The organism is Exiguobacterium sp. s78, assembly GCF_018618985.1.
Taxonomy (GTDB): domain Bacteria; phylum Bacillota; class Bacilli; order Exiguobacteriales; family Exiguobacteriaceae; genus Exiguobacterium_A; species Exiguobacterium_A abrahamii.
Window position 1 is genome coordinate 1,474,142 of sequence record NZ_JACSNB010000001.1, and the last position, 24,061, is coordinate 1,498,202.

The window sequence follows — 24,061 nt, forward strand, 5'->3', positions numbered from 1 at the left end:
CTGAGAAATAAATAAGTGATGATAGCACTAAAAATAAATCTTTTGATGATCATGATATCCCTCTCTTTTTCAAAATGGAATAAAATAACTATTCGTTCATATAATAAGTAGATCCTTTAAGAAATATCAAAAACAATAAGTCATTTCCCTATATAATGTTAATTACTATGTTACTCTATTATTATTCGAAAGTTCGAAAATCCAGCTATACCTATTCACGGAGGTCTTTGATGCTACAACTGTCTAACTTACTTATTCTACTTTTCTTATTCGTCTTACTGACATGCGGAATCGTTTTCGCTTTATTTTGGATCATCAAAAAAATCAAATCGTAATCACGACAACCCGGTCTCTCAGACGAGAGAAGCCGGGTTGTTTGTTTCATAAAGTTGTCGGATACGATGCACGATTTCGTTTGCCGTTTCCGGTACAGGTGGCATCCAAAGACCCGTCACAGGACCGTAGACGACAGGATTGATTGCCACTTCGTATCCACCATACGGATGTTCTTCCGCTGTCGGCAAATAACCAATGTAACCGTTCGTATAGCCTCCGAAGAATGCGAGTTCCGTTTGACGCATCTGTTGAATCTGTAACGCTGTTTCACAGAACGGTTCCATCGGGATGCCTGAGAACGAACCTTCGTTTAGTTCGAACAATTGAACTTCGAGCGGGATGGTGAGTGTTGTTCCCGATTGCTCTTGAACGTACGCCGACCAGCACGATGCGCTGACACCCCATGTCTGTTCAGCGTAAGTTGCCATGTCTTGTAATTCGTTCGTATCCAGTACTTCTGTTAAACGCATCGGATAGATCACCGACTGAATCCGGTGGTGCGTTAACGGTTGATACGACACTTCTGGAATCGTCGTCAAGACGTGTCCACTTAAAGCAAACGCCATCTTCTGTAGACTTGCTAGGTCACCGCGATATTTCGCATTGATGTTCCCCGTCGCCCCTTGGATGATCACGACTGGACAGCCGAGTGCCTGTTCGAGTATCGTTCGAGCGACACCCGGATAATCACCGGATAAGACGACACTGTCTGATTTCAAGACGTTCGGATGCGCTGTACAGAAAACGAAGGCTCCGACGAGACACGCATCATCGGCACGTCGAACCAACAGTGTTCCGATTCGGTCATCCGTCACTCCCAGCGGATCCGTTCCCATCACCGCGTGACCATTCCTTTTCTCCCGTCGGTTGACACCGAGTTTCCCAGACGTCACACCCCAACCAATCTCGACCGACTGCATCGCTTCGCTTGCTTTGACGGCAGAAACGATCGCTTGTTGCGTCAAGATCGTTTTATAGGCGACGGTCAACGGTTCGTTTCCCGCTGTCGCTGGACCTGAATGTGTATGCGTATAAACGACGGTAATCTGTTCCTTCGACACTTCTAGCTGGTCCACGATGCCTTCGCGGATGGTATCGGTATCTGCGACGAGCAAACCGATGTTATCGATGCTGACAAAAACCGATGTCGTCTGCTCACTCTCGAAGATGCTCGCTGTGACATATAGCGGATCGTGTATGCTTGCGACACCGACTTCTCGGTGATAACCGATGAAGGCGGCACCGAGCGGCGGATTGATTTCTTCCCGATGTATTCCAAAACGACTCATGTCTAACGTTCCCCCTTGAGTAACACACTATTTCTTCCATATACTAACATTAACTACAGTAGAGGAGGACATGAAGATGTCGATTCGTTGGAAGGAAGAGATGATTCAGTTCGAGACGTTCCGTGAAGCCGAAGTTTGGGCGGACTCGATCACGAATGAGATCCATGGTCGTTCAATTACCGGTTATTGCACCCCTGACTTTAAAGTCGCGACGATTCTTGCTTTTTATCTGGCGGAAAACCCAGACTATCGCGTACGTTCGGCAACGGTTCACCTCGATGAAGAGATCTATTATCAAGTCTGGGTCGAGATACTCGATTCACCCTGACTTCATGAATTGGTCCAGGACGATTTCCTGAAAGGCACGTGTCACGGGTGAGCCCCACTTCGACTGTTTCGTAAGCAGATGGGCATACATCGGTTCGAATGTCTCATCATGATGAATGACTTTCAACGCACCAGACTCCACTTCCTCCGCTACAGTCACATACGGTAACACAGCAAAACCAAGACCGTTCATCACCATCTTCTTGATCGCCCCGATACTCCACAATTCTTGCGTCTGAAACGAGATGTCTTGGTTTCTGACGCACGCCTCAAACATCGTTCGGTAACTACACCCTTCTTCATTCGTCAGATAGACGTATGCGTCTGCGGAAGATCGAATCGCGTCAAAATGATCCGGCATCGTCGGATGACCAATGATGACGATCTTTTCTTCTCTCAAAACGTCATGCGTACAACGTTCAGCGGAAAACATCGGATACAGCATCAAGGCGACATCGACCCGTCCATGTAAGAGTTCGTCTTGATTTTCCTTACATGTTCCATTCGATAAGATGATGTTGACATTCGGATATGCTGTCATGAACGTCTGTAAGACGGAACCAAGACGAGAAATCGTCAGTGACTCTGGCGCTGCGACTTTCAAGACGCCTTCAAAGGGATCCTGTTGTTGAATCGACTTGATTTTCTCGTGTGTCGCTAGTAAGTCTTCAGCAAGCGGGATGATTTCCTGACCTAGCGGTGTAAGCTGAAGCGTACGATTGGCATAGAAAAACAAAGCACCGCCTACTTCTTGTTCAAGCAATTGCATATGGGACGTGATCGTCGATTGCGTGTATCCAAGGTCACTCGCTGCTGCCGTATAACTCCTCGTCTCAATGATCTTCAAGAAGCTGACTAAATGGCGAATTTCCATTCTGATACTCTCCTTTCATCATCCATCGAAAAAAATGATGACATGATTTTTTATTTCAATTTTATTTATCGATTTTGTCATCTTACACTAGAATTCAAGTATTCGATAGAATGAAAAAGGAGTTTTCTTATGAATGTTGTTGCTTTTTTGTCTTATGTCATCATTACGTCCATCACACCTGGACCAAGTAATCTGTTAGTCATGCATGAATCGAGCCACTTTGGTTTTCGTGGTGCTTGGCGATTTAATACCGGTATCTTACTGGGGTTCATGATGCTCGGGTTGGTCAGCGCATTAGGGACGACAGTTTTACAAGCGACCATACCTATGATTGAACCGATTCTTCAGTGGTTCGGTGCCGCATACCTCGTCTACCTTGCCTATAAGATTGGTTTCCCGAAACAGACGGCAAGTCAGATCGATACCGTGCCAGCGACATTTTTATCCGGTCTGTTGTTCCAACTCATCAACGTCAAGAGTATCCTCTTTTTCTTAACTGCTTTATCGACGTTCATTCTGCCGCATAGCACGTCTACTGTAGAAATCGTTCAATACACATCGTATGCCATCATTCTCGGTTGGATCGCCTTATTGCTTTGGGCAGGAAGCGGCTCCCTGTTTCGTTCGTTATTTCAAAGATACGATGTCGCGTTTCGCGTCATTATGTGTGGTTTACTCCTTTATTCAGCTGTGACGATTTTTCAGTGAGATGCAGAAAAAGGACAACACACCTCAATTGTGAGGCCTGTTGTCCTTTGTTAATGCGATCATCGCTTCCACTGCCGCGTTCATCCGCTCTTGTAAGCCGATCTTATTTAAGACGACGAGTCCTTCCGTGAAGACGAAGAGCAACGCTGTTTGCTGTTCGACATCTTCCCCCTCTGTTGGTACATAGATCTGTTTAATCCAATCGTCGAACGATTCTCCAATCGTCCGCGTGATCGACGTATACGGTTCTCCCTGACTCGTTGCGAGGTGGGTGATCTCGAACCAAAGATTCAAATATGGCTTGATTCGTGGCTCATCGATTGCTTGTCGCAAAAAATGGACGAATGCCGTGAACTCGAGTTTTAAATCCGGTTGCTGCAGTAAATCGATCAGTTCTTGGCTGATTGCAGTCAACACGGCGGTCTCGATGTCTTGTTTATCCTTGAAATAATGCATCAGCATCCGGTCACTCGTCCCGGCAGCGGTCGCCATCTTCTTGAGACTCATCTCCTTAATGCTTGATGCTAACGTCGCTTGTGCGATGTGATGCGTATAGTCCTGTCGCTTCTGTTCAAACTTATCCATATCCGATCGACTCCTTCCCTTTCCATCATACTCGATTTTAAGAAACGGACACCATGCAAAAAAGCATCCACAAAGGATGCTTCATTTTAAAAATTGATTGATGATCTTCTTAAAAGCAAGATCCAGTCGGACGTTCTCGTCTTTCGTCAGCTGTTTCGCTTCTTCAAAGACAGCTGCTGCTTCCTCGAATTTATTCTCGTAAATCAAGATCGTCACTTTCCCACGTTCGGGTCCGACGCGCTCACTCGACGTCTCACGTTCTCGTACCATCGCTTCAGCTGCGCGATCCACGCGCTCTATTCGGTCTTGCTTACTGATTTTTTTCTTGATCAGTTTTCGTTCGAGTTCTTGTACATATGGAAGTGATTTAATCAACGTCAATACCGGATCAATCGGTCCATATTGGGCGACGAACGCTTCCATTTGCTGTCGCTCGTAATCGATGACTTCTTGATAGAGTGGTTTGCTTTCCTTCGCTAATGCCTGCTCGACCTTAACGAGTCGTTTGACTTCTTTTTTCATTTCGGCCATTCGTTTATCGAACGCTTTTTTCTCAGACGATGTATCGACTGCTTTTAGATCAACTCGCATCGCTCTGATTTTTCTTGACTCCTTCACGTTATCTGAATCGTATTTTTCTACTTTCGGATTATACTGCTCGACCGCAGTCCGATATGCTTCATTTTGATAATAAGAAGGAATTTTGATTGGGGATTTGGAGCTAAGATCCGATAAGATGTTGCCGTACTTCGTGATGACCTTCAATTGATCGGCACGGTATTTTTTATAATCGAATGCTTTTTTCGTCTGGACCACTTTTGCTTCGACAAGACTGCTTCCACTTCCGATACTCGCTCCACTCATCAATACTGCTACAGCCGCACTACATGCGAAGATTGTTCGAAATCGCTTTACCTTCATATATTCGCCCCATCCCTTCTCGTCATCCTACGTATCTTTTTCCGTATTATACCAAATTGAACAGCATCACATTTTGTTATTTGACGTATCAGGGTAATAACTTTCCTTCTACGTATCCTCGATTGACGTTCGATTGTAGTACATGCTACATTTATTTGTAGTAAACACTACACTTATAAGGAGGATCCTTCATGAAAGAATCTCAAGCTTCATTTGTAGACACCATCCCGAAACCTTTATTGCTCGTCATTACGATCGCTTTCGCTGTTTTAACCGCGTTTTCGATAATTGACTTTGGTGTACTTGGCATCTTTGCAGAAGCGACACAAAACACGGCGACGCTCCAGATTTTCGTCGACCTGATTCTCTGCGCCCTCTTCATCATCGTTTGGCTCCGCCATGATACACGTCGTGCCGGACGAAGCTTTCCGCTTTGGGCGATCATCACCCTCGCGATTGGTGCGTTCGGACCTCTACTCTATTTGTTGACTCGAAAATCATGACGTTCTGACACGTGCCGCATCTTCGGTACGTGTTTTTCTTAAGACAAACTTAAGAAAGCGACTCCGTCTATCAACAGAATTCGACCGTATCCTAAGAGGTAGATTACAGCTTAAAGGAGTTTTTACCTCATGAAGAAAGCCATCTTTGATACGATCGTCCACTTAAATGCTCGACCCGTTGTTGCGAACACACTAAAACGGTTTGCGATGAGTCGCTTTAGTAAACCGCTCATCCGACCTTTTATTCGCACCTATCACATTCAGACGGATCAAGCGCTGAAGTCCGTTGATTCGTTTACCTCGCTGCACGATTGTTTCGTACGCGAGTTACGTCCCGGTATGCGACCAATCGCAACCGCGCCGGATGCCTTCGTCAGTCCGAGTGACGCCGTACTTTCCATCGTCCCAGCATTAACGCAAGATAGTCGGTTTACAATCAAAGGACAGGACTATACCGTTACTGAGCTGATCGGCTCGAGCGAACGCGCCCAGGATTACGCGAACGGTGTCGCCTTGATTTTCTATTTGAGTCCGACCGACTATCACCGTGTCCATTCGCCAATCACGGGCGAAATCACGACGAGTTATACACTAGGGCGAGAATCAGCACCCGTCAATGACATGGGGCTACGATTTAGCAAACGTCCGCTGACACGCAACTATCGTCGGGTCACGCGTCTGCAAGTCGATCACCGAACGATCGAGCACGTCATGGTCGGTGCGCTGAACGTCAATACGATCGTTCAGACACATCAAGGACGCCTGCTGGAGCGTGGTGCAGAGTTCGGCTACTTCTCATTCGGTTCGACCGTCATCCTCGTCTTGCCACCGGACACCGTCGAACTCGCACCAGGCATCGAACGTCGCGTCAAGATGGGGGAGCAGATTGGACGCTGGATCCCATAAAAATGGATTCCCTTTTTGTTAAGATTCCTGACTAAGAAAAACATTTGAATTTGCTAGACTAAAGGAAACCACTGTTCAATGGGATGGTAACCGTGAAGAGCAGTTGACGTTAACGTGTATCGAAATGCAATAACTTACAAAACGGGAAAGAGGTTATATCATGAAAAAAGTCGTTTTATTATGCGCTTTCTCGATTATGACGGTATGGATATTAGTTGGTTGCAATAATGAAGAGATAATGCAAAGTACTAGTGAAAAACCGACGGCATTCGAAGTTTTGAGCGAAGATTCTAAAGCAGACATTTTTCAATTCAATGATACGATCTACCAATCAGATGTAGCATGGGCAGAAAAAACCGAAGTCACTCAGAAGGAAAAAGTCGGAGAAATTAAAAGAAGAAGTTCGGATAGAGACGATTTTGATAATGGGACTGCTACGAAACTCTCTAAGGGTACCGCCCTATACTCTACTAAAGAAAGAAATGAGATTCTGATAGTCAGCTTCAACGGGAAATTAAAAAAGTACGTTGCTTTAGGAGAAGGTTAATTTGTCTATAAGAAAAGGCATCCTCAGCTGGGATGCCTTTTCTGATTTAGATCACGACGATAATAGCCGCATCTGATCAGCCGTTAACGACTTTTTCAGCTACTTCTTTATTCATCGACTGACGATTGATTGAGAAACGCTCGCCTTCTTTCAAGCGTTTGCGATATTCCGCTGTAGCTGTGAACAGAACATCTGTCGAAGAGTTGAGTCCTGTTTCAAATGAATCTTGCAACACTCCAATGATGAAACCAACGGCAACGACTTGCATCGCGACATCGTTCGGAATTCCGAATAAGCTACATGCAAGTGGAATCAAGAGAAGTGATCCGCCAGCGACACCTGACGCTCCACATGCACAGACCGCAGCGAGTACACTCAAGATGATGGCTGTCGGAATATCGACTTGAATCCCGAGCGTATTGACGGCAGCAAGTGTCAGAACCGTAATCGTAATCGCCGCCCCCGCCATGTTGATCGTGGCACCGAGCGGAATCGAGATGCCGTATGTCTCTTTATCGAGACCGAGCTTCTTACACAATTCCATGTTGACTGGGATGTTCGCTGCCGAACTACGTGTGAAGAATGCCGTGATGCCACTTTCACGTAGACATTTAAAGACGAGCGGATATGGATTTTGACGGACGTTGATGAATACGATCAATGGATTAACAATGAGTGCGACGATAAGCATCGTACCAATCAATACGCCCAATAATCCTACATACTTACCGAGAGAACCAAGTCCATTCTCTGTGACTGAACCGATGACGAGACCCATGATTCCGAGGGGTGCCAGTTTGATGATCCAGCCGACCATCTTAGCGATACCATCTGAGAAATTCGAGATGAACGTTTTTGTCGTGTCGGAAGCATTTTTTAATGCGAGTCCTAAGACGATCGCCCATGTCAGGATTCCGATGTAGTTCGCTTGAATGAGCGCATTGACAGGGTTGTCGACCATGTTCAAGACAAGTTTCTTAAGGACTTCGATGGCGTTCCCAGGAGCTGACAGCTTCTCTGCGCCTTCTGACAGTGTAATCGTGACCGGGAACAAGAAACTGACGACGACCGCAATCGCACCCGCTAAAAATGTACCGAGCAGATATAAGAAGACGATGGATTTCATGTTCGTTTGCTGACCTTTTTTGTGTTGCACAATCGAAGCCATAACTAGGAAAAAGACCAAAATCGGCGCGACTGCCTTTAGTGAGGAAACAAATAATGTTCCAAAGATGGTCAAAGAACTCGCTACTTCAGGAATCGTGACGGCTAAAACAATCCCTACGATTAAGCCAATCGCGATTTGTTTCACTAAACTGATTTGGTTCCACATCTTCAACAATTTCATACGTTCCCCTCCAGGCTTACAAAAAATAAGTTATTTAGAATTCGAAAAACGATGACTTCTCTCTTCTACTCAAAAGGATGAATAGTCTAGTCATTCACTTTTCTAAAAATTCTCGCAGTTTGTTGTGTTCTATTTTTGCATAAATCGTGTGAAATAAAAACTAGTTTTTTGCAAGAAATATGATTCCTTTTCCTGTATGTTAAGTGAGCATACGGATGCAATCGATTGCATAATTACAAAAAAAGTAGAAGAAGATACGTTTCTTCTACTACTTCATTATGTAAACTAAATGGATTCATCGACGTTAATTGATTTTCATTCTCTCTTCAGAAGTCTTCTCGAATTTAGTATTGACAGGTATCGTTAACGCTCTAAGTGTCGGATGAATTAAGAAATAGCCGGCAAAGCCAAAATAGCCGATACCAGAAATCAATAAGATTGCTGTACTAGAAGACCATTCTCCGAAAATGCCTCCCGCAAAATATCCAAGCGGACTTAACGACCCTAACAGTGAAGAGAGAAACGAAAAACCTGTTCCTAAATAATCCGACGGAAGATTGACTTGGATGAGCGTATACAGATATATGCTGTTCACCCCAATTCCAATCCAAGCGATTCCAAATAAAACGATGGGTAGCACCCCAGCATCTTTTACTAAAAACGCACCAATCCAAAACAGACCGGATAAGAGCGCTGCAATCGGCATGACACGATTGAGGGCAAATGTTTCTAAACGACTTGACACCAATGTTCCGATCATCGTTCCAAGTGAAATTGCTGCTAACCAAAACCCGTACTCTGCTGATGTCTCAGAAATGATTGGTAACACCGCAAGTCCCATCGTCGCAAGAAAATTCATCCCGATGATGCCATAAATGATGGTCAGTAATTTCTTCTGTTGCTTGACAACATAAAATCCTTCATTGAAGTCTCGCTTATACTGTTGCCAAAAGTTTCGTAAGGAAATGGGTTGTTCTTTTTTCGAAGATGGGACTTTGAGAACTAACAAAAATAAGAACCCAATTCCTAGTAATACGATACTATTCGCAGCGAATACGATTCCGATGCCGACAAACAAAATCACGATGCCTGCTAACGCATCAGCAATCAAATCAAGCGTTTGATAAGAAAAGGCGAACACCGAATTGACCTTCGTCAACTGATCTTTTGATGCCAGCCGCTCGATGAGTGTATTTTCGGTTGGATACGAGATTTCCGCTAATGTTAACGCTAAAAACAGTATGACGAACAGCAATGGAATCCAGAGTGTCTCGTTTAAATAAAGCAAGGTGATGATTCCGACCAAAACGGCTTGCCCGACGCCTGAGAAAAAGAGGATTTTCTTTTTCGAATAGCGATCAATGATGGGACCGTACAAAAATTGAAGCGTCACAGGTAACACAGCAATCGTACTCGTTAATCCGACCAGGAATGGCGAATTCGTCGTCGTCTTCACGAACCAAACGATGGCAATCATATAAAAACTGTCTGATATGTTCATCAGAATTCTACCAAGTAACAAGATGACTAGTTGCTTGTTCAATCGCCTTCCCCTCTCTCCAATAGTTAAATTTTATTGAACTTTATTGTAGAGTAAAGGACTGGAAGAAAAATGTAAAGCGATAAGTTCAATTTAATTTAACTAAACCCTTAAAAAAATGCTTCTTCGTAAATAGAGCCTTTACGAAAAAGCACGTTTACTACTATGTAGATGATGTCCTTGCGTCGTACATAAAAACGATTCCTTCTTTGATCTATTCCGATTCAACACGATATCGCCTCTAATCCTTCTATCGTCCGCTTGAATTTCGGATGATTCTCGAATCAAACGTTGAAATTCTGAAATCAGCGTTCTAAAACGGTTCATCACGAATTTTCACTTCTCAAGAGATCGTTGTTTTATTGCGTTTGACGATCAAAAGAACGATCACGAACAGAAACTCAAGGACCGTAAAGATGCCGACGAAGAAAAAGACGACTAACACCTGACTGATCCCATCGACTGCGATCGTGTAAAACCACAGTAATGAAATGCCCGTCGTATAAAGAAGATTGATGATCGTTCCGCTAATCAAGCTCGCTTTCAAACTTTTCTTACTCCGCGCCTGACTCACGATGATGACGATGGCTCCGATCACCCAGACGATGAGTATGAGTTCAAGGATAGTCTTATCGTTCCACTGTACTTCCATGTCTCTTTTTCCTCTTTTCAATGTTTTGTTGTTTCGCTTCTATAACACGGTAATCTATTCTTCATTCCAATTCTGTTTTCCTTTTATTTCCTCATACAAAAAGCATGTATTCGACTTACGCGTCAAATACATGCTTCCCTAGTTCCTTATTTAATTGATCCGTTTGCCATCCCATCAATGATATGGCGCTGGAAAAAGAGATACACGACGAGGATCGATACGATGCCGACCACATACGACGCGAACGAAGGACCAAAATCACTAAAATACTGCCCCTGATAGTTGAATTGGAACAAAGGTAGGGTCCAAGTTGACTCATCGCGATTCAGCAGAAGCAACGGTAAGAGGAAATCGTTCCAAATCCAGAGTGCATTCAAGATCAACACAGTCGCGTGCATTGGTTTCATCATCGGGAAGATGATCTTGAAGTACGTATTGAACTTCCCGCTCCCGTCAATCGCTGCCGCTTCATCGAGTTCTTTCGGAATGACGGTTTTTACATATCCTGCGTAAAGGAACAGCGATTGTGGCACCGCGTACGTCAAATACAACAGGATCAAGCCGAATTTACTAGATAATCCGAGTCCTGACATCATCGAAGTGATCGGAATCATGATGACTTGAAACGGAACGAAAATCCCGATGATTAAAAAGATGTAGATGCCTTGAAACACACGACTTCGATCCATCGTACGTGCCAACGCAAAAGCTGCCATCGGTACAATCAGGATGATCAACGCAATCGCTGAAGTCGTGATGAGCATCGAGTTTGCGAAGTACTGGACGACACCATCATCCCATAAACGCTGAAAGTTATTGAACGTGAATGGATCTGGCCACTCAAAGAATCCGCCGGTGATTTGACGTGTTTCTTTGAAGGAATTCAAAATCGTCAGATACATCGGTAGAGCAATCAATACGAGTCCGATGGATAAAAATAGATAGGTCGGAATATGAATACGATCTTTTTTCATGATGCCCTCCTTAAACTTCGAACCGTTTGGACGAATTGATTTGAATGACCGAAACGATCGCGATGATGATGAACAGTACGATCGCAATCGCACTGGCATAACCGAACTGGTTATTTTTGAACGCATAGTTGTAGACGAGTAGTCCGAGGGATGTCGTCGAGCCACTTGGTCCTCCACCCGTTAACGCGTAGATTAAATCAAACGCAGTCAAACCCGCCTTCATGGCAAGGATCAAGACGATGCTGATCGCTGGCGATAGGAAAGGTAGTTCAATTTTTTTAAATGTCTGCCATGCATTTGCTCCGTCAATGGACGCCGCTTCACGAATCTCGTTCGGAATGCTTTGGAGATTCGCTAAGAAGATGACGACCGGAATCGCGACCCCTTGCCAAAGCGCAACGAAGAGTAGACCCCAGAAGGCAGTTCCTTCGTTTGCGATCAAGCTTTGCGACAGCCATTCAATCTGTAAGTATTCACCGAGCGGTACGAGACCGTAGTTGAAGAACTGCTTAAAAATCAAGCCGAGCGTGACGGTGCTGATGACAGCAGGAAAGAAGTAGGCTGTCCGAAACAGCCCGACTCCTTTGATCTTACGGTTCAATAATTTAGCAATCGCGATGCCGAGTACGATTTGACCAGCGACGAGACCAATCGTAAAGAGTAATGTAAAGCCGATGCTATCCCGGAAACGTGTGTCTGATAAAATCAAGATATAATTATCAATTCCGATGAAGTGATAGGAGCTAGTCAGCCCTGTCCAGTCGGTGAAGCTGAAGATGACACCTTGAACCAAGGGAATGAAGAAAAATATGATTTGAAGTAAGAGCGGCACGATGATGAAGAGATAGGGCCAGTAGCGGTTGACGAATCCTTTTTCTTTCATGGAGGCAACTCCCTTTCGATTATTTCATTTCATTGAAGAACGTGTTGAGATCATTCGAAAGCTTCTTCTTATCCCCTTTGTTCATATAATCCACCGTCAAATGCCAAAACTCTTCTTCCGACGGCCACTCGGAATGCAACCAGATGATTTGTTTATCCGAGAAGACGAGATCCGAGACGGCTTTTGTTTCTTTGAAGGATCCGTCTGCTTTCACGGCTTTGACGGACGTTGGCGAGCCATCCTTATCATAGTATTTCTGCATGACGTCCCCTTCCGTTAAGTACGACAAGAACTTCTTCGAAGCTGCCTGCTCTTTTTTCGATCCTGAAGCTGAGACGGATAACGCCAAGTCGGCTGCTCCGACTGTCATCTCTTCTCCCGCTTGTTTTCCTGGGTACGCGAACATGCTGACTTCAAAATCAGGCTGTTGGTCCCGAATGACTGGAAGTGCCCAGATGCCGTTCGGGAAGATCAACGCGTCTTGATTCGCAAATACAGCGACCGCATCGCTGTACGAAGCACCGTTTGCATTCTTTTGCGTATTTCCGCTGACGAGACTCAGTTCGTTCGCGACCGCTTCAAAGTTCGGATCTCCGACTTTGATGCCATTTTTCGGACTGTTCTTGAGTGCATCTTGTGTTTGTTCGAATCCACCTGTGACCGTCGCCCAGGCAAGTTGATGATATCCGTTCACTGTCCACGAGTCTTCTGTCGTCAATGCGCTCGCAAATGGTGTCTCGCCCGCGTCTTTGATTTTTGCGACGACTTCCTTCATCTCATCCCACGTTTTAGATGGCTGTAGACCGAGCTCATCGAATTTCGTCTTATTGTAGAAGAAGCCCCAAGCATTCGAGTTCAGCGGTAACGAGTAGACTTTTCCATCAACAGCATACGACTCGGCAGCACCGTCCTTGAGATTTCCTAAAAACGACTCCTTCGATAAATCAACGAACTTCCCGTCTGCTGCCCACCCTTTGAAATCCGCGTTTTGTGGATAGGTATGAACGATTTCCGGAACGTCACCACCAGCAATCCGCGTTTTTAAAACGGTACCGGCATTGCTGACGCTCGTCAGCTTCACATCGATGTCGGGATTCTTCTTCTCGAAATCTTTGATGATTTGATCTAACGTCGCTTTCATCTCGACTTTTTGTGAAAAGAACTCAATTTCGGTCTGATTCGAATTCGCTCCCATCGTACAGCCTGCTCCAAACAATAATGAAGACGAGAGAATGCCTGCCATTCCTAATTTCATCGACTTATTCATCATGATTGCCTCCTGAATATTCTTGTATTTTTTTCAAGACATATAACCGGCTGTCAAAATCTCCGTTGACGGTTGGTGGCACATACAACCCGATATACATGAGCTCATCTCCGCCGTAACGAGTTCCTTCTAATTCGTAGATCGCTTGAGGATCGAGACCGCTCAATTTCAGTGTCCGAATCGGTGCAGCAGCTTCACTCAAGACGGTGACATCATAGACGATGATCTCGTCTTGCTCCTGTGAGATGAACATCCAAGCTGGATGATTGCTTGTGAACGCACTCTCCAACCGATAAAACGTTCCGTATTGCAGCGTACGCCGATGTGTTTTGTAAAACGCGATTTGCTGTTTGACGATCGCCTTCTCCTGTTCCGATAACCGTGTCGCATCGAGTTCATATCCGAATACACCCGCCATCGCAACGTGACCTCGCATTTCAAGACTCGTCTTGCGATGCGTTTGATGGTTCGGGACCGCAGAGACGTGGGCGCCCATCGACGAGATCGGATAGACCATGCTCGTTCCGTGCTGAATCTTCAGTCGCGCGACGGCGTCCGTGTTGTCACTCGTCCATGTTTGCGGCATGTAATACAACATCCCGGGATCAAAACGACCGCCGCCGCCGGAACAACTCTCGAACAGGATATGCGGATAACGCGCAGTCAAGAACTCCAGTACTTCATAGAGTCCGAGCACATAGCGATGCAGCAGTTCGCCTTGCAACTCGCTTGGTAACGCGGTCGAAAAAACTTCCGTGACGTTCCGGTTGAAGTCCCATTTGATGTAATCAATCTCGACTGCGTCAAGCACAGCTGTCAGCTGTTCGATGATATTGTCTCGCACCTCTTTTCGGCTGAAATCCAGGACGTATTGGTCTCGTCCTTTGGATCGTCCACGACCTGGAATATGGATCGTCCAGTCCGGATGATCTCTGAAAAGTTGGCTGTTCCTTGAAATCATTTCCGGTTCGAACCATAACCCGAATTGCATCCCTTGAGCATGGGCATGATCCGCGAGATGTTTCAGACCGTTCGGTATTTTTTCTTGATATTCGAACCAATCTCCGAGTGAGGAATAATCGTCATCTCGTCGTCCGAACCAGCCGTCATCTAGCACGAACAATTCGATGCCAAGAGCCGCGCTCTCCTCCATGATTTGCTTGATTTTCGTTTCATCAAAGTCAAAGTACGTCGCTTCCCAGTTATTGATCAGAACCGGACGATCAGCGTCACGGAAGTTTCCGCGCGCCAAGCGCTCGCGATACAGTGCGTGAAAGGCTTGTGACATCTGCATCATGCCGTGTTGGCTGTAGGAGATGTTGACTTCGGGCGCTTGAAAACACTCGCCTGGATTCAGTTGCCACTGGAAACCGAATGGATTGATCCCGAGTTGAATCCGCGTCTGTCCATAGGGATCCTTCTCGACCGTCATTTGATGACTCCCGCTATAGACCAAGCTGAACCCGACGACTTCCCCGCTGTACTCCGTCGCCTCCGGTGAGACGATCGCAAGAAACGGATTCATTTGGTGGCTACTCGAACCACGTTTACTGTCAAACACTTTAATGCCTCGTGTAATCGTCTCTCGTTCCATCATCCGCTCACGCCCCCACGTACCATTCAACGTCAGACATTCTAATTCTTGAGACGGGAGATCCAGTGACAGACTCATCAGTTTTTGGATGTCATGTGTTTTCGTACCGACGTTATGCAACTGGACGGATCGCGATAAGATCGGTCGATCTCGAAAGACGGTATATGCTAGACGCAACTCGAGTTCTTCCTTTGCATCTTCTAATATCAAAACGAGTGTCTGCGCCTCTTCCTCCATTTCGATATAGGTGGCGGGAAGACCATCCAGCTTCGGTTTTCCGTTGATTCGCTCATATGAGCGATAGCGAAAGTCTGTTACATCTGACCCATCTTCGTGTTTGATCTGTTGCGCTGGTGAACGATAATCCCCCGTCCCATAACCGGGATACTCTTGCAGTAGCGTATCGAGCGAGAACAATCGATCCGTAGCATCCGGAAAGTTAGGTGAAAACGATCGATCAATCCGTGGGTATTTTCGTGCTCCATGATACGTTTTGATGGGTTGACCGAAATACTCCTGGGCGACGACCTGTCCTTCTTCGATCCGAAGGATATAGCTGTAATGACGATTTGTTAAGTGAAATATACCTTCTGTTTCGTTAACATGAATCAGTTCCAAAACCCAACCCCCTCAATTGATGACGCTTTCATTTTGAGGCAAAATAAAAAAGCGTTTACTAAACATATCTATAACTTAAAGTTTAGTAAACACTTTGTCAACACTATTTTCAATTTTTAGGAGATACACTTTCTCGTTTGATCAGTTGCGCGGGAATCATGAGACGGATGGGCAGATGACGTTCGCCACGAATTCGTTCCAAAGCCATTTTGATAGCGAACTTTCCTAATTCTTCTGTTTCAACCTTCACCGTCGTTAAGGAAGGTGTTAAAAATTCAGCGATTTCGATATCATCAAAGCTCGAGATGGAGATGTCTTCCGGTATCTGATGACCGTTTCGCTGGAATGCCCGGTACACACCGACTGCCATCGGATCACTGGCAACGAGTACCGCGGTGACATCCTGATGTTCAGCCAGCTGCTCCCCTAGACGAAGTCCTTCGAGTGTCTTCCATTCCCCAAGCAGACCGTGTATATGCTCAGACAATTCTTTTTGTTTCATCCAAGAGACGTACGTCTGATAGCGATCCTCTTCTTCACTCATGAACGACTCACCGTTCTGATTCATGATGACACGATGACCACCGATGAACGCGATCTGTCGATGACCGAGCTCATAAAAGTGCTCGAGACTCGCAATCGTCGCACTTTTAAAATCAGAATAGACGGCATCAAACCGTGCATCTGCTTGGGAATCGTCAATCACGATGATGTTCGGATTTTTTTGATATAAGACTTCTAGCATGTCTGGCGCAACGGTACCTAGTACTAAAATCGCACCTAGATGATTCAATCCTTCGAGGTCCGTCTTTTTCTCAGATAGACGAATAATTTTGTTGACACTTACTTTTTGGCGTTCCGCTTCACTTTCGATGCCGCGACGAATTGCCCTGAAATAAGGATCATCGATTTCTTGTATTTCGTTGACCGTCGTCACTAAGCCGACGGTCGCAATCCGCTGGTTATACGATTTTTTTTGCCGCGGACTATAGTTCAGTTGTTTTGCCGTTTGCAATACCTTATCTCTGGTTTCTGGACTGACTGATAACTTTTCATCCGCATTCAACACACGCGAAACCGTCGCAATCGACACACCAGCTAATTTTGCCACCTCTCGAATACTTGCCATGTTTCCTCACTCCTCTGAACAGTAGTAAAATGTGAACTCATTTTACTAAACAAATAGACTTGTTTCAACACAAAGAAAAAAGCAGGCGAATCTCTGCCTGCTTTCGTTCATCCAACGATTCTTTTTAATCGTGTTCAATCATCTAAACGATCGAGATCGATGTCTTTCATTTTCCTAACCCGAATACTTTCCTCCTGACCGATTTGATCGGTCTCTTTCAAGCGGTGCTGAACGACGAGCAGCACTAGTACGATCGCAGAAATCACAGAAATCGTCGCATAGTACGGTTGCGCGACGCGCTCGAACTCTAACGCTGATAGCACCTGTAAGATCGTCAATCCCGCGAGCATCCCGTGGAAATACCGTTGATAGCTGCGCGGCATTCCTGGCTGCCCGAATGTCTCATACCAGACGTATAAGCCGAGTCCGAACGCAAGTCCGTTCAGGATCGGCGAAGGAAGAAGGAAGAGCAGAATGCCGAGACCGAGCATCAACCAGGCGTATCGGATCGCAGGCTTAAAGAAAGCAGGATCGAGCTGCGCTTCCTCTTCCTCGATGACGGGCGTTGCTTTCTCCGCTTCAGTCAACGGTCGAAAACCAAGGGCTTCTTTCGCTTCCGCTAACTCAAGCATTCGTTTCTTCATCCCGAAATAAAACGGAAAACGTTCTTTGACGACCTCCCCTTCATCCGTTTGACCATCGGCTTGTTCTTGCACGGATACCTGATACAGCGTGCGCCCCATCCGGTAACTGACCCAGTAGTCGGTCGCTTGACCATTGTCGCGCTTGAGTTCAATCACCTTCGTTTGTTGATTCGTCATGATATGTGATTCCTTTCGTCGCAAGTTCCTGTAATTGCTCTGACGCATACAACAGGAGAATGAATCCTGAGATGAGACAGACCGCTCCGTTAATCGAGAGATTGATTGGTGATAAATAGTTTTTTGATGAGCCCGCTAACGCGAATAAGAAGAGTCCACCAGACCAAAAATAGAAGCGAGCACGTGCTGATTTTCCTTCGAAATCACGCGGCCAGAACAGAGTCAGAACAACGAATGTCACATATCCTGGAATCGGTAAGCTACCTGTCAGCGTCAGTAATCCACTGAACATGATCAATAAAGCGCTAAAAATACGCAACTTTATGATTCGTCGGTCGGCTCGAAAATCCATCGCTTCAGACAGAGCAAAAGGTGACCGGATGTATCCATTGTCTAATTTTTCACGAACCCACGTTTTTTTCTGACGATACGCGAGGAACGGATTTTTGAAAACAATCCGCTTCGTTGCGGACTCTTCATTCGTTTCCATCATATCCTCGCTATCGATTGCCTGCTCTTTTCGGGCAACTCCTTCCCGGCAAAATAAAGTGCGCCCCTCTTGGTGAAAGACGATGTGATGAACACGATCGCCGATTTGTTTTACTAATTGAATCATGATTTGTGCTCCTTTTATCTTACCTTCTACATTTTTATAGGTCTCACCATGCTGCGCTGACTACGTATAGTATGAACAGTCCACCTAAGACACAGACATAACCATAATGTCTGACGGTCAACGAACAAAATAAGATGACGCCAATTGACAAAATGATACTGAGTACGAATGAATCCACCGTGTCGACGCTATCCCCGTGTCCCGCTAGCGGTGTCTTTTTCGCATGCTTTGAGCGGATAAAATAGATGCCTAACGTCAACAAGAATATCCCGACACCAAGACCAAGAAACGGTACCACCATCGACGTCTCCTCCGACATATGTATTCTTTGAATATGTTTGTTACATGAAGTTATTATACAACTATTAATTACGATATTTTTCTTTATTAAGTTTCATTGAAATTTTTCCTATGTCTAGTCTGCATTTATGATGTTTGGCGTATGATTTTTTCTCTCATATCTCGATTTTTCACAAAAGGAGTGCAGAACTATGTACGCTTCCATCGCACCAGTCTGCACTCCTATTTCGCATGATGTATCTACTTTTCTTATTTAAGATTTTTTTCCGAAAAATAGGGTCATGGACCTGTACCACAAGAGACCGCATACTTTTCTTCACTCACCTTCTTCGAATAACAGACAAAAGGAGTTCCGCCTGTTTCACTTTTCCAATGGTACCAAAACATATGGTAACGCTCCGCTTGTGGATCTTGTTCCGTAATGATTGCAAAGTAACTTTGATAGAAATATCCTTCTTTATAGAGTTCATGTCTTAAAGCACCTCTCGGCGAAGCATCCGTAAACAGAACCGGTGATAGGATTGGCATGAGTAGTACGATGATGGCTAGCGTTCCGAAACAGATCAGGACTATTTTCTTTCTATTCTTTTTCTTAGAATTCGATTTACCCATCTTTTTCAACCTTTCCTTTTTTGGTTTTTTTTGTTATATAGTAACATTATCTATACAACAGAAAGAGGTTTTGATATTGAAGAAAACTATTTTATTATCACTCTCTTTAGGTGTACTTCTATCTTCTGGTTTTTTGATCAGTAACGCAATAGCGACTTCTAATATTTCACAGGAAAAATCTGAAAGCGCGATTTCAAAGGAGCAAGCCTACACTTTTTTCACGAACGTCCTGGAGCAACAAAAAGCGGATTTTTTAAACAATACGCCGTTAGCACACACCAATCAATCGAGATTATCTTCACGCGACGAGGCTGTATTAATTTTTCTATCTAGTACAAAAGTGGATAAACAACAGCTACATTCATTTAGTTATAAGATTTCTAACGTAAAAGTGTACTCTGAAAATCAACGAAATTATGCTGAAGCTTATGTAACACGAACTTTCAACTTCGGAAGTGGGCTTGAAACGGGTTTAGGTGATACATTAGTGCTTGAAATCCAATCAAGTCCAGATGATTTAAATGGATCATCTCCCACCATTTCCTCGAGTAAATCAACGAGTGAAGTAAATGAGAAGGTCTCTGTTGATGAATTTTTAGAGAAGTATGAAGCAGAGGCAACAAAATAAAATCACGTACAGCTACGTCTAAGAAAAACTACATTGGATATTTTGCTAACGTCCTGCTTTACAACACGAGTAATGCTCAGTACTAGTTAATATAGTCATACGAGTTCACTTCTTTTGAATAAAGTACAACTTATGCTATATTTCGTTTTGGTAATTCTTTTAACGAAGGAATCAGTCTTTGTATTTTAATTTTATGGATGAAGGAGTTATCGTGTTGAGTAAATTTAGCATCCCTGTCGAAGCTGCTTTAAAAGTAATCGGCGGGAAATGGAAAGTCGTCATCTTGTGCCACTTGTTTAAAGATAAGTACCGGACGAGTGAGTTAAAACGTCTCATGCCGAATGTCTCTCAAAAAATGCTGGTCCAGCAATTAAGAGAATTAGAACAGGACGGTGTCATTCGACGGGTCCTCTATCACCAAGCTCCACCTAAGGTCGAATATGAGTTAACGGACTATGGACGATCGTTAAAATCGACCATGGATGTCTTATGTGACTGGGGAGAGCAGCATCTCCAAAATGAACACTTGAAGAATAGCTGTTAATGTTTCCGTACTTCCCTAAACAGCCCTGCATTTTCGAATGCAGGGCTGTTTGCTGTTTGATTTTTTTTTACTTCCCTCGTCCCTGTGATTTAGGAAAAGTCACTTTTTGGTGACTATGGAACTTTAAAGTGCCGTCTTCTTATTTCTGATTGCTCCCGATATGATGATGTCACACAGACAGCATGATTTTTTTGCTGTAATTTTGATAAAGGAGCTAGATGAATATGAAAATCTCTACAGTACGGTTAAACAATGGCGTGGACATGCCACAAGTCGGATATGGCGTATTTCGTGTCGAGGACGGTGCGGATCTCGAGCAAGCGGTCGTGACTGCAATTCGTGAAGGCTATCGCAGCATCGATACTGCAGCCATCTATGGTAACGAGCAGAGTGTCGGCAGAGGCATTGCGAAAGCTATCGAAGAAGGACTCGTAACACGCGAAGAACTATTCGTGACATCAAAAGTCTGGAATGCACATGGATCATATGAAGAAACTCTTGCTGCTTACGCAGAATCCTTAGAAAAAATGCAGTTAGAGTACCTCGATCTCTACTTGATCCATTGGCCGGGGAAAGCCAAGTATCAAGCTCCTTGGAAAGCACTTGAAGAATTGGTTCAAACGGACAAGGTCCGCGCGATTGGTGTAAGTAATTTTCAAATCCACCATCTCGAAGACTTACTGCAACATGCATCCATCATACCTGTCGTCAATCAAATCGAACTCCATCCGAAGCTAACTCAGTCAGAGTTACGTCAATTCTGTAGCGAACATGGGATTCAAATTGAAGCCTGGTCACCGCTTATGAATGCGGAACTTCTAGAAAATGAGATCGTTCAGGAACTCGCTACACAATACAAGAAATCAGCTGCTCAAATCATTTTACGATGGGATATTCAGCAGGATATCATCACGATTCCTAAGTCCATGACGCCTTCACGGATGCAAGAAAATTTACGCATTACTGATTTCGAAATCCTTCCAGATGATATGGAACGATTAAACCAATTGAATGAAAATCTTCGGAGTGGACCGGATCCAGATACGTTTGACTTTTAATCAACATGGACACTTTATCAAATCTGAAAAGGAGCTTACCGATGTCGATCGAAGACTTGCTACAACAAACACAACAGGAAGAACATACTTTACGTTTTAAGCGATTCTCACACGATGATATCTTTCCGTTAGGATTGACCTTGATTCAAGAAGCACAGAAAAACAACGTATCCATCGCCATTGATATTACAGTCAATGGTACGTCGATGTTCCATTATAAGATGCCAGGTAAGACCCGCATCAACGGCGAATGGATCGAACGAAAAAAACGAGTCGTCGACTATCACCTTCACAGTTCTTACTTGATGCAATTACAAGCTGCACGTAGCGAGATGACGTATAACGAGGAACACCGACTAGACTCAAGCTTTGCTGCTTTCGGTGGTTCTTTCCCGATCATACTGGATGGCGGACTAATTGTTGGAATGATCACAGTTTCGGGGTTAACTCCTGAAGAAGATCATACGATCGTAGTAAATGCATTGCGTACTTATCTAAACGAACGGGAGGTGCTCTGATGCCATTACTTTCTCTAAATACTTGGCCAGCGATGTCACGTGATACGAAACGAAAACTCATCCATCAACTGACGAATATAACGGTCGAGACACTGAACATGATTCCTGACAAGATTCAAGTCTTGATTCACGAACAAGAACCAGAAAACTTTGGAAAAGCGGGTGCCATGGCATCCGCTTTTCCAAAGTTTTCTTCCGAGAGTCGCATAACGAATTGGCAGACACGAGCGTCTTATGCAACGGACCTCACTCCTGTCGCAGGAATGGCTATCTTGACGATCGATGTGTGGGATACGTTCAATCAAAAAACAAAAGATACTTGGGTGAATAAGTTAACTGAAGTTCTCTCGCTTTTCATCCATGCACCGGGAGATAAGATATTGATTCTTATTCGAGAAATGCCCCCAGGAAATTGGGCGCAAAACGGTGTCACAGGTATCCACGAAGATTTTTTAACGAAGAGCAGAAGAGTTGAGTGATCCACATTCATAAAGCTGTAGATGTAAGTAAAAAAGTCACCGTACTAGGTGGCTTTTTTACTTACATGAAGGTCGAAGAGATAGCCATCCTGTCTAAGACCAGTAGTAATAGTTCTTGTCACTTCACTTAGTATGTATATAGAAACATAACACATGTATTTCCGACTCTAAAATTACATATTTTGACTATAAAGAGACAGAATGTTATCTTAATTACAGCGATTATTTATTTTTTAAATAATCTTCCAGGATATTTATGTATGTGTTGAAGGGATGATCATATGTTGAAAAGAATACTTGTACCTTTTTTATGTGTTCCTTTAGTCGTTTTAACCGCTTGTTCGGAAGAAAGTCAAAGCGAAAAATTTAAATCGGAGTCCATTGAACTCAACAATGACAGTGAAGTGAATATCGTTCCTCTTTACTCCCCCTATCAAAAATACTTAAAAGCTTCACTAAAAGATAATGATATTGAAGTGAGTAAACAAAATTACATAAAATATGTTCTAAACGATATCGATAAAACGGGTGAAAAAGAAGATTTTGATACTACTTCTTTAAAAGGTTTCTTCATGATGCAATCGACTGCTTATCAGCAAGCACTGCTTGATCGAATCGATGCTCTGGAAGAACGACAAGACGAGATTAAAAAAATCATCACAAAAAACTACACTGCTGCGCATAAAGTCCTTCCAAAGAAAAAGAGTACGATTTTCATCGTACCGATCAACTCGGAATATACGATGATGACCGAACCGATGGGTGGAGTAGCAGCAGGAACGTACAAAGATGCGGTCGTGCTCTATCTGGCGGAAGATTTCGATAAGGATGCTCTCGCCTATACCGTTGCACATGAATACCATCATTTAATCCTTCAAGATAGACCAGAATATCAGATGAATAAATTACTCGATTCGGTCATTGTTGAGGGAAAAGCAGATGCTTTTGCTGATCGAGTCTTAAAAAATGTGAAGGCCCCGTGGGATGAACCCATGGATGATACGACGATCAAACATGTCGCAAAGTTGATTCAAACTGGTGAAGCTACTTACGAGGACCTTGTAGGCGGTAGTCCTCAAAAAGACATCCCCCGGTGGAGTAACTACAATTTAGGACACGATATCCTAGACCATTATTTTAAATTACATCCAGATTCTAAAATAGAGGAATGGTCCTTTAAAGGTGAAGCTGATCTTTTGAAAGGATACAAATACCAAAAGTTACTTCAATAATCATAAAACAAAGCTCTTTCTTTATGTACTTGAGCTCCCCTACATGTATGAGACAAAAATAAAACACCATCGAAATAGTACACTTTTAAAATATACTAATTTCGATGGTGTTTTACACTACTACTACTGAATTAAAGGTCTACAAAAATCCTGCAAAAATGAAGCTAAGTTACCTTGATTCTTTTGACCCATTGACCAAGGAAAGCCAATCATCAATCTACTTGGAAAGCACCAAAAGAATAATATTGATTG

At 44.0% G+C, this 24,061-nt stretch carries 27 protein-coding genes; 11 read left to right on the plus strand and 16 right to left on the minus strand.

Going from position 1 to position 24,061, the window contains the following annotated elements; all coding sequences use genetic code 11:
• Positions 1-353: 353 nt before the first annotated feature.
• Positions 354-1,625, minus strand: coding sequence for an alkaline ceramidase (locus KNQ18_RS07675; RefSeq protein ID WP_214804796.1), 1,272 nt, complete (start codon positions 1,623-1,625; stop codon positions 354-356).
• A 76-nt stretch (positions 1,626-1,701) separates the two neighbouring features.
• Here KNQ18_RS07675 and KNQ18_RS07680 point away from each other — a divergent pair, with 76 nt between their 5' ends.
• A complete protein-coding gene (locus KNQ18_RS07680; protein WP_251133317.1) occupies positions 1,702-1,953 on the plus strand; it encodes a hypothetical protein in 252 nt (83 codons plus the stop codon).
• On the opposite strand, the gene KNQ18_RS07685 is transcribed toward KNQ18_RS07680, so the two are convergent.
• Entirely contained in the window at positions 1,945-2,826 is an 882-nt protein-coding gene (locus KNQ18_RS07685) for a LysR family transcriptional regulator (protein ID WP_214804794.1), read from the minus strand. The genes KNQ18_RS07680 and KNQ18_RS07685 overlap by 9 nt on opposite strands.
• A gap of 129 nt (positions 2,827-2,955) precedes the next feature.
• Between KNQ18_RS07685 and KNQ18_RS07690 the strand changes: the two genes are divergently transcribed.
• A complete protein-coding gene (locus KNQ18_RS07690) occupies positions 2,956-3,534 on the plus strand; it encodes a LysE family transporter (protein ID WP_214804792.1) in 579 nt (192 codons plus the stop codon).
• Between the two features lie 24 nt (positions 3,535-3,558).
• On the opposite strand, the gene KNQ18_RS07695 is transcribed toward KNQ18_RS07690, so the two are convergent.
• Positions 3,559-4,119: a TetR/AcrR family transcriptional regulator gene (locus KNQ18_RS07695; RefSeq protein WP_214804790.1), complete on the minus strand. Its 561-nt coding sequence runs from the start codon at positions 4,117-4,119 to the stop codon at positions 3,559-3,561.
• Between the two features lie 81 nt (positions 4,120-4,200).
• The gene (locus KNQ18_RS07700; protein WP_215084331.1) at positions 4,201-5,040 is read right to left on the minus strand and encodes a hypothetical protein; all 840 of its coding nucleotides are present in this window, start codon (positions 5,038-5,040) and stop codon (positions 4,201-4,203) included.
• Positions 5,041-5,231: 191 nt separating this feature from the next.
• On the opposite strand from KNQ18_RS07700, the gene KNQ18_RS07705 reads away from it, so the two are divergent.
• From KNQ18_RS07705 to KNQ18_RS07715, 3 genes are all read left to right on the plus strand, one after another.
• Positions 5,232-5,543, plus strand: a complete 312-nt coding sequence (locus tag KNQ18_RS07705) for a DUF2834 domain-containing protein (protein ID WP_215084333.1) — start codon at positions 5,232-5,234, stop codon at positions 5,541-5,543.
• A gap of 129 nt (positions 5,544-5,672) precedes the next feature.
• Entirely contained in the window at positions 5,673-6,449 is a 777-nt protein-coding gene (locus tag KNQ18_RS07710; RefSeq protein WP_215084335.1) for a phosphatidylserine decarboxylase, read from the plus strand.
• Positions 6,450-6,609: 160 nt separating this feature from the next.
• The gene (locus KNQ18_RS07715) at positions 6,610-6,996 is read left to right on the plus strand and encodes a hypothetical protein (protein ID WP_149427223.1); all 387 of its coding nucleotides are present in this window, start codon (positions 6,610-6,612) and stop codon (positions 6,994-6,996) included.
• Positions 6,997-7,072: 76 nt separating this feature from the next.
• Here the strand turns inward: KNQ18_RS07715 and sstT are convergent, their stop codons facing one another.
• From sstT to KNQ18_RS07775, 12 genes are all read right to left on the minus strand, one after another.
• Entirely contained in the window at positions 7,073-8,344 is a 1,272-nt protein-coding gene (gene sstT / locus KNQ18_RS07720) for a serine/threonine transporter SstT (protein ID WP_215084337.1), read from the minus strand.
• Between the two features lie 304 nt (positions 8,345-8,648).
• Positions 8,649-9,887, minus strand: coding sequence for an MFS transporter (locus KNQ18_RS07725; protein WP_215084339.1), 1,239 nt, complete (start codon positions 9,885-9,887; stop codon positions 8,649-8,651).
• A gap of 340 nt (positions 9,888-10,227) precedes the next feature.
• Positions 10,228-10,536, minus strand: a complete 309-nt coding sequence (locus tag KNQ18_RS07730) for a hypothetical protein (protein WP_215084341.1) — start codon at positions 10,534-10,536, stop codon at positions 10,228-10,230.
• 146 nt (positions 10,537-10,682) lie between these two features.
• Positions 10,683-11,510, minus strand: a complete 828-nt coding sequence (locus KNQ18_RS07735) for a carbohydrate ABC transporter permease (RefSeq protein ID WP_215084343.1) — start codon at positions 11,508-11,510, stop codon at positions 10,683-10,685.
• 10 nt (positions 11,511-11,520) lie between these two features.
• Complete coding sequence (locus tag KNQ18_RS07740; RefSeq protein ID WP_215084350.1) at positions 11,521-12,393, minus strand: carbohydrate ABC transporter permease; 873 nt, start codon at positions 12,391-12,393, stop codon at positions 11,521-11,523.
• Positions 12,394-12,412: 19 nt separating this feature from the next.
• Complete coding sequence (locus KNQ18_RS07745; RefSeq protein ID WP_215084352.1) at positions 12,413-13,660, minus strand: extracellular solute-binding protein; 1,248 nt, start codon at positions 13,658-13,660, stop codon at positions 12,413-12,415.
• Entirely contained in the window at positions 13,653-15,866 is a 2,214-nt protein-coding gene (locus KNQ18_RS07750) for an alpha-galactosidase (RefSeq protein ID WP_215084825.1), read from the minus strand. Before KNQ18_RS07750 ends, KNQ18_RS07745 begins: the two co-directional genes overlap by 8 nt.
• A 115-nt stretch (positions 15,867-15,981) precedes the next feature.
• The gene (locus KNQ18_RS07755) at positions 15,982-17,001 is read right to left on the minus strand and encodes a LacI family DNA-binding transcriptional regulator (RefSeq protein WP_214804778.1); all 1,020 of its coding nucleotides are present in this window, start codon (positions 16,999-17,001) and stop codon (positions 15,982-15,984) included.
• A gap of 134 nt (positions 17,002-17,135) precedes the next feature.
• On the minus strand, positions 17,136-17,822 hold the full coding sequence (locus KNQ18_RS07760; protein WP_214804777.1) for a hypothetical protein: 687 nt from the start codon (positions 17,820-17,822) through the stop codon (positions 17,136-17,138).
• The gene (locus tag KNQ18_RS07765; RefSeq protein WP_215084354.1) at positions 17,794-18,438 is read right to left on the minus strand and encodes a hypothetical protein; all 645 of its coding nucleotides are present in this window, start codon (positions 18,436-18,438) and stop codon (positions 17,794-17,796) included. Before KNQ18_RS07765 ends, KNQ18_RS07760 begins: the two co-directional genes overlap by 29 nt.
• A gap of 43 nt (positions 18,439-18,481) precedes the next feature.
• Positions 18,482-18,739, minus strand: coding sequence for a hypothetical protein (locus KNQ18_RS07770; RefSeq protein ID WP_023468074.1), 258 nt, complete (start codon positions 18,737-18,739; stop codon positions 18,482-18,484).
• A gap of 278 nt (positions 18,740-19,017) precedes the next feature.
• A complete protein-coding gene (locus tag KNQ18_RS07775) occupies positions 19,018-19,350 on the minus strand; it encodes a hypothetical protein (protein ID WP_023468073.1) in 333 nt (110 codons plus the stop codon).
• Between the two features lie 76 nt (positions 19,351-19,426).
• Between KNQ18_RS07775 and KNQ18_RS07780 the strand changes: the two genes are divergently transcribed.
• The 6 genes from KNQ18_RS07780 to KNQ18_RS07805 all read left to right on the plus strand — a co-directional run bounded on the left by KNQ18_RS07780 (position 19,427) and on the right by KNQ18_RS07805 (position 23,809).
• Positions 19,427-19,978: a hypothetical protein gene (locus KNQ18_RS07780; protein WP_215084356.1), complete on the plus strand. Its 552-nt coding sequence runs from the start codon at positions 19,427-19,429 to the stop codon at positions 19,976-19,978.
• 214 nt (positions 19,979-20,192) lie between these two features.
• Positions 20,193-20,522, plus strand: a complete 330-nt coding sequence (locus tag KNQ18_RS07785; protein ID WP_064300010.1) for a winged helix-turn-helix transcriptional regulator — start codon at positions 20,193-20,195, stop codon at positions 20,520-20,522.
• A gap of 218 nt (positions 20,523-20,740) precedes the next feature.
• Entirely contained in the window at positions 20,741-21,580 is an 840-nt protein-coding gene (locus tag KNQ18_RS07790; protein ID WP_215084358.1) for an aldo/keto reductase, read from the plus strand.
• A 41-nt stretch (positions 21,581-21,621) separates the two neighbouring features.
• Positions 21,622-22,098 carry a heme-degrading domain-containing protein gene (locus KNQ18_RS07795; RefSeq protein WP_215084360.1) on the plus strand — a complete coding sequence of 159 codons (477 nt, stop codon included), beginning with the start codon at positions 21,622-21,624 and terminating at the stop codon, positions 22,096-22,098.
• Positions 22,098-22,577, plus strand: coding sequence for a tautomerase family protein (locus KNQ18_RS07800; protein WP_215084362.1), 480 nt, complete (start codon positions 22,098-22,100; stop codon positions 22,575-22,577). The genes KNQ18_RS07795 and KNQ18_RS07800 overlap by 1 nt, the downstream gene beginning before the upstream one ends.
• 281 nt (positions 22,578-22,858) lie before the next feature.
• Positions 22,859-23,809 carry a DUF2268 domain-containing putative Zn-dependent protease gene (locus KNQ18_RS07805; RefSeq protein WP_251133318.1) on the plus strand — a complete coding sequence of 317 codons (951 nt, stop codon included), beginning with the start codon at positions 22,859-22,861 and terminating at the stop codon, positions 23,807-23,809.
• The last annotated feature ends 252 nt before the right edge of the window (positions 23,810-24,061 follow it).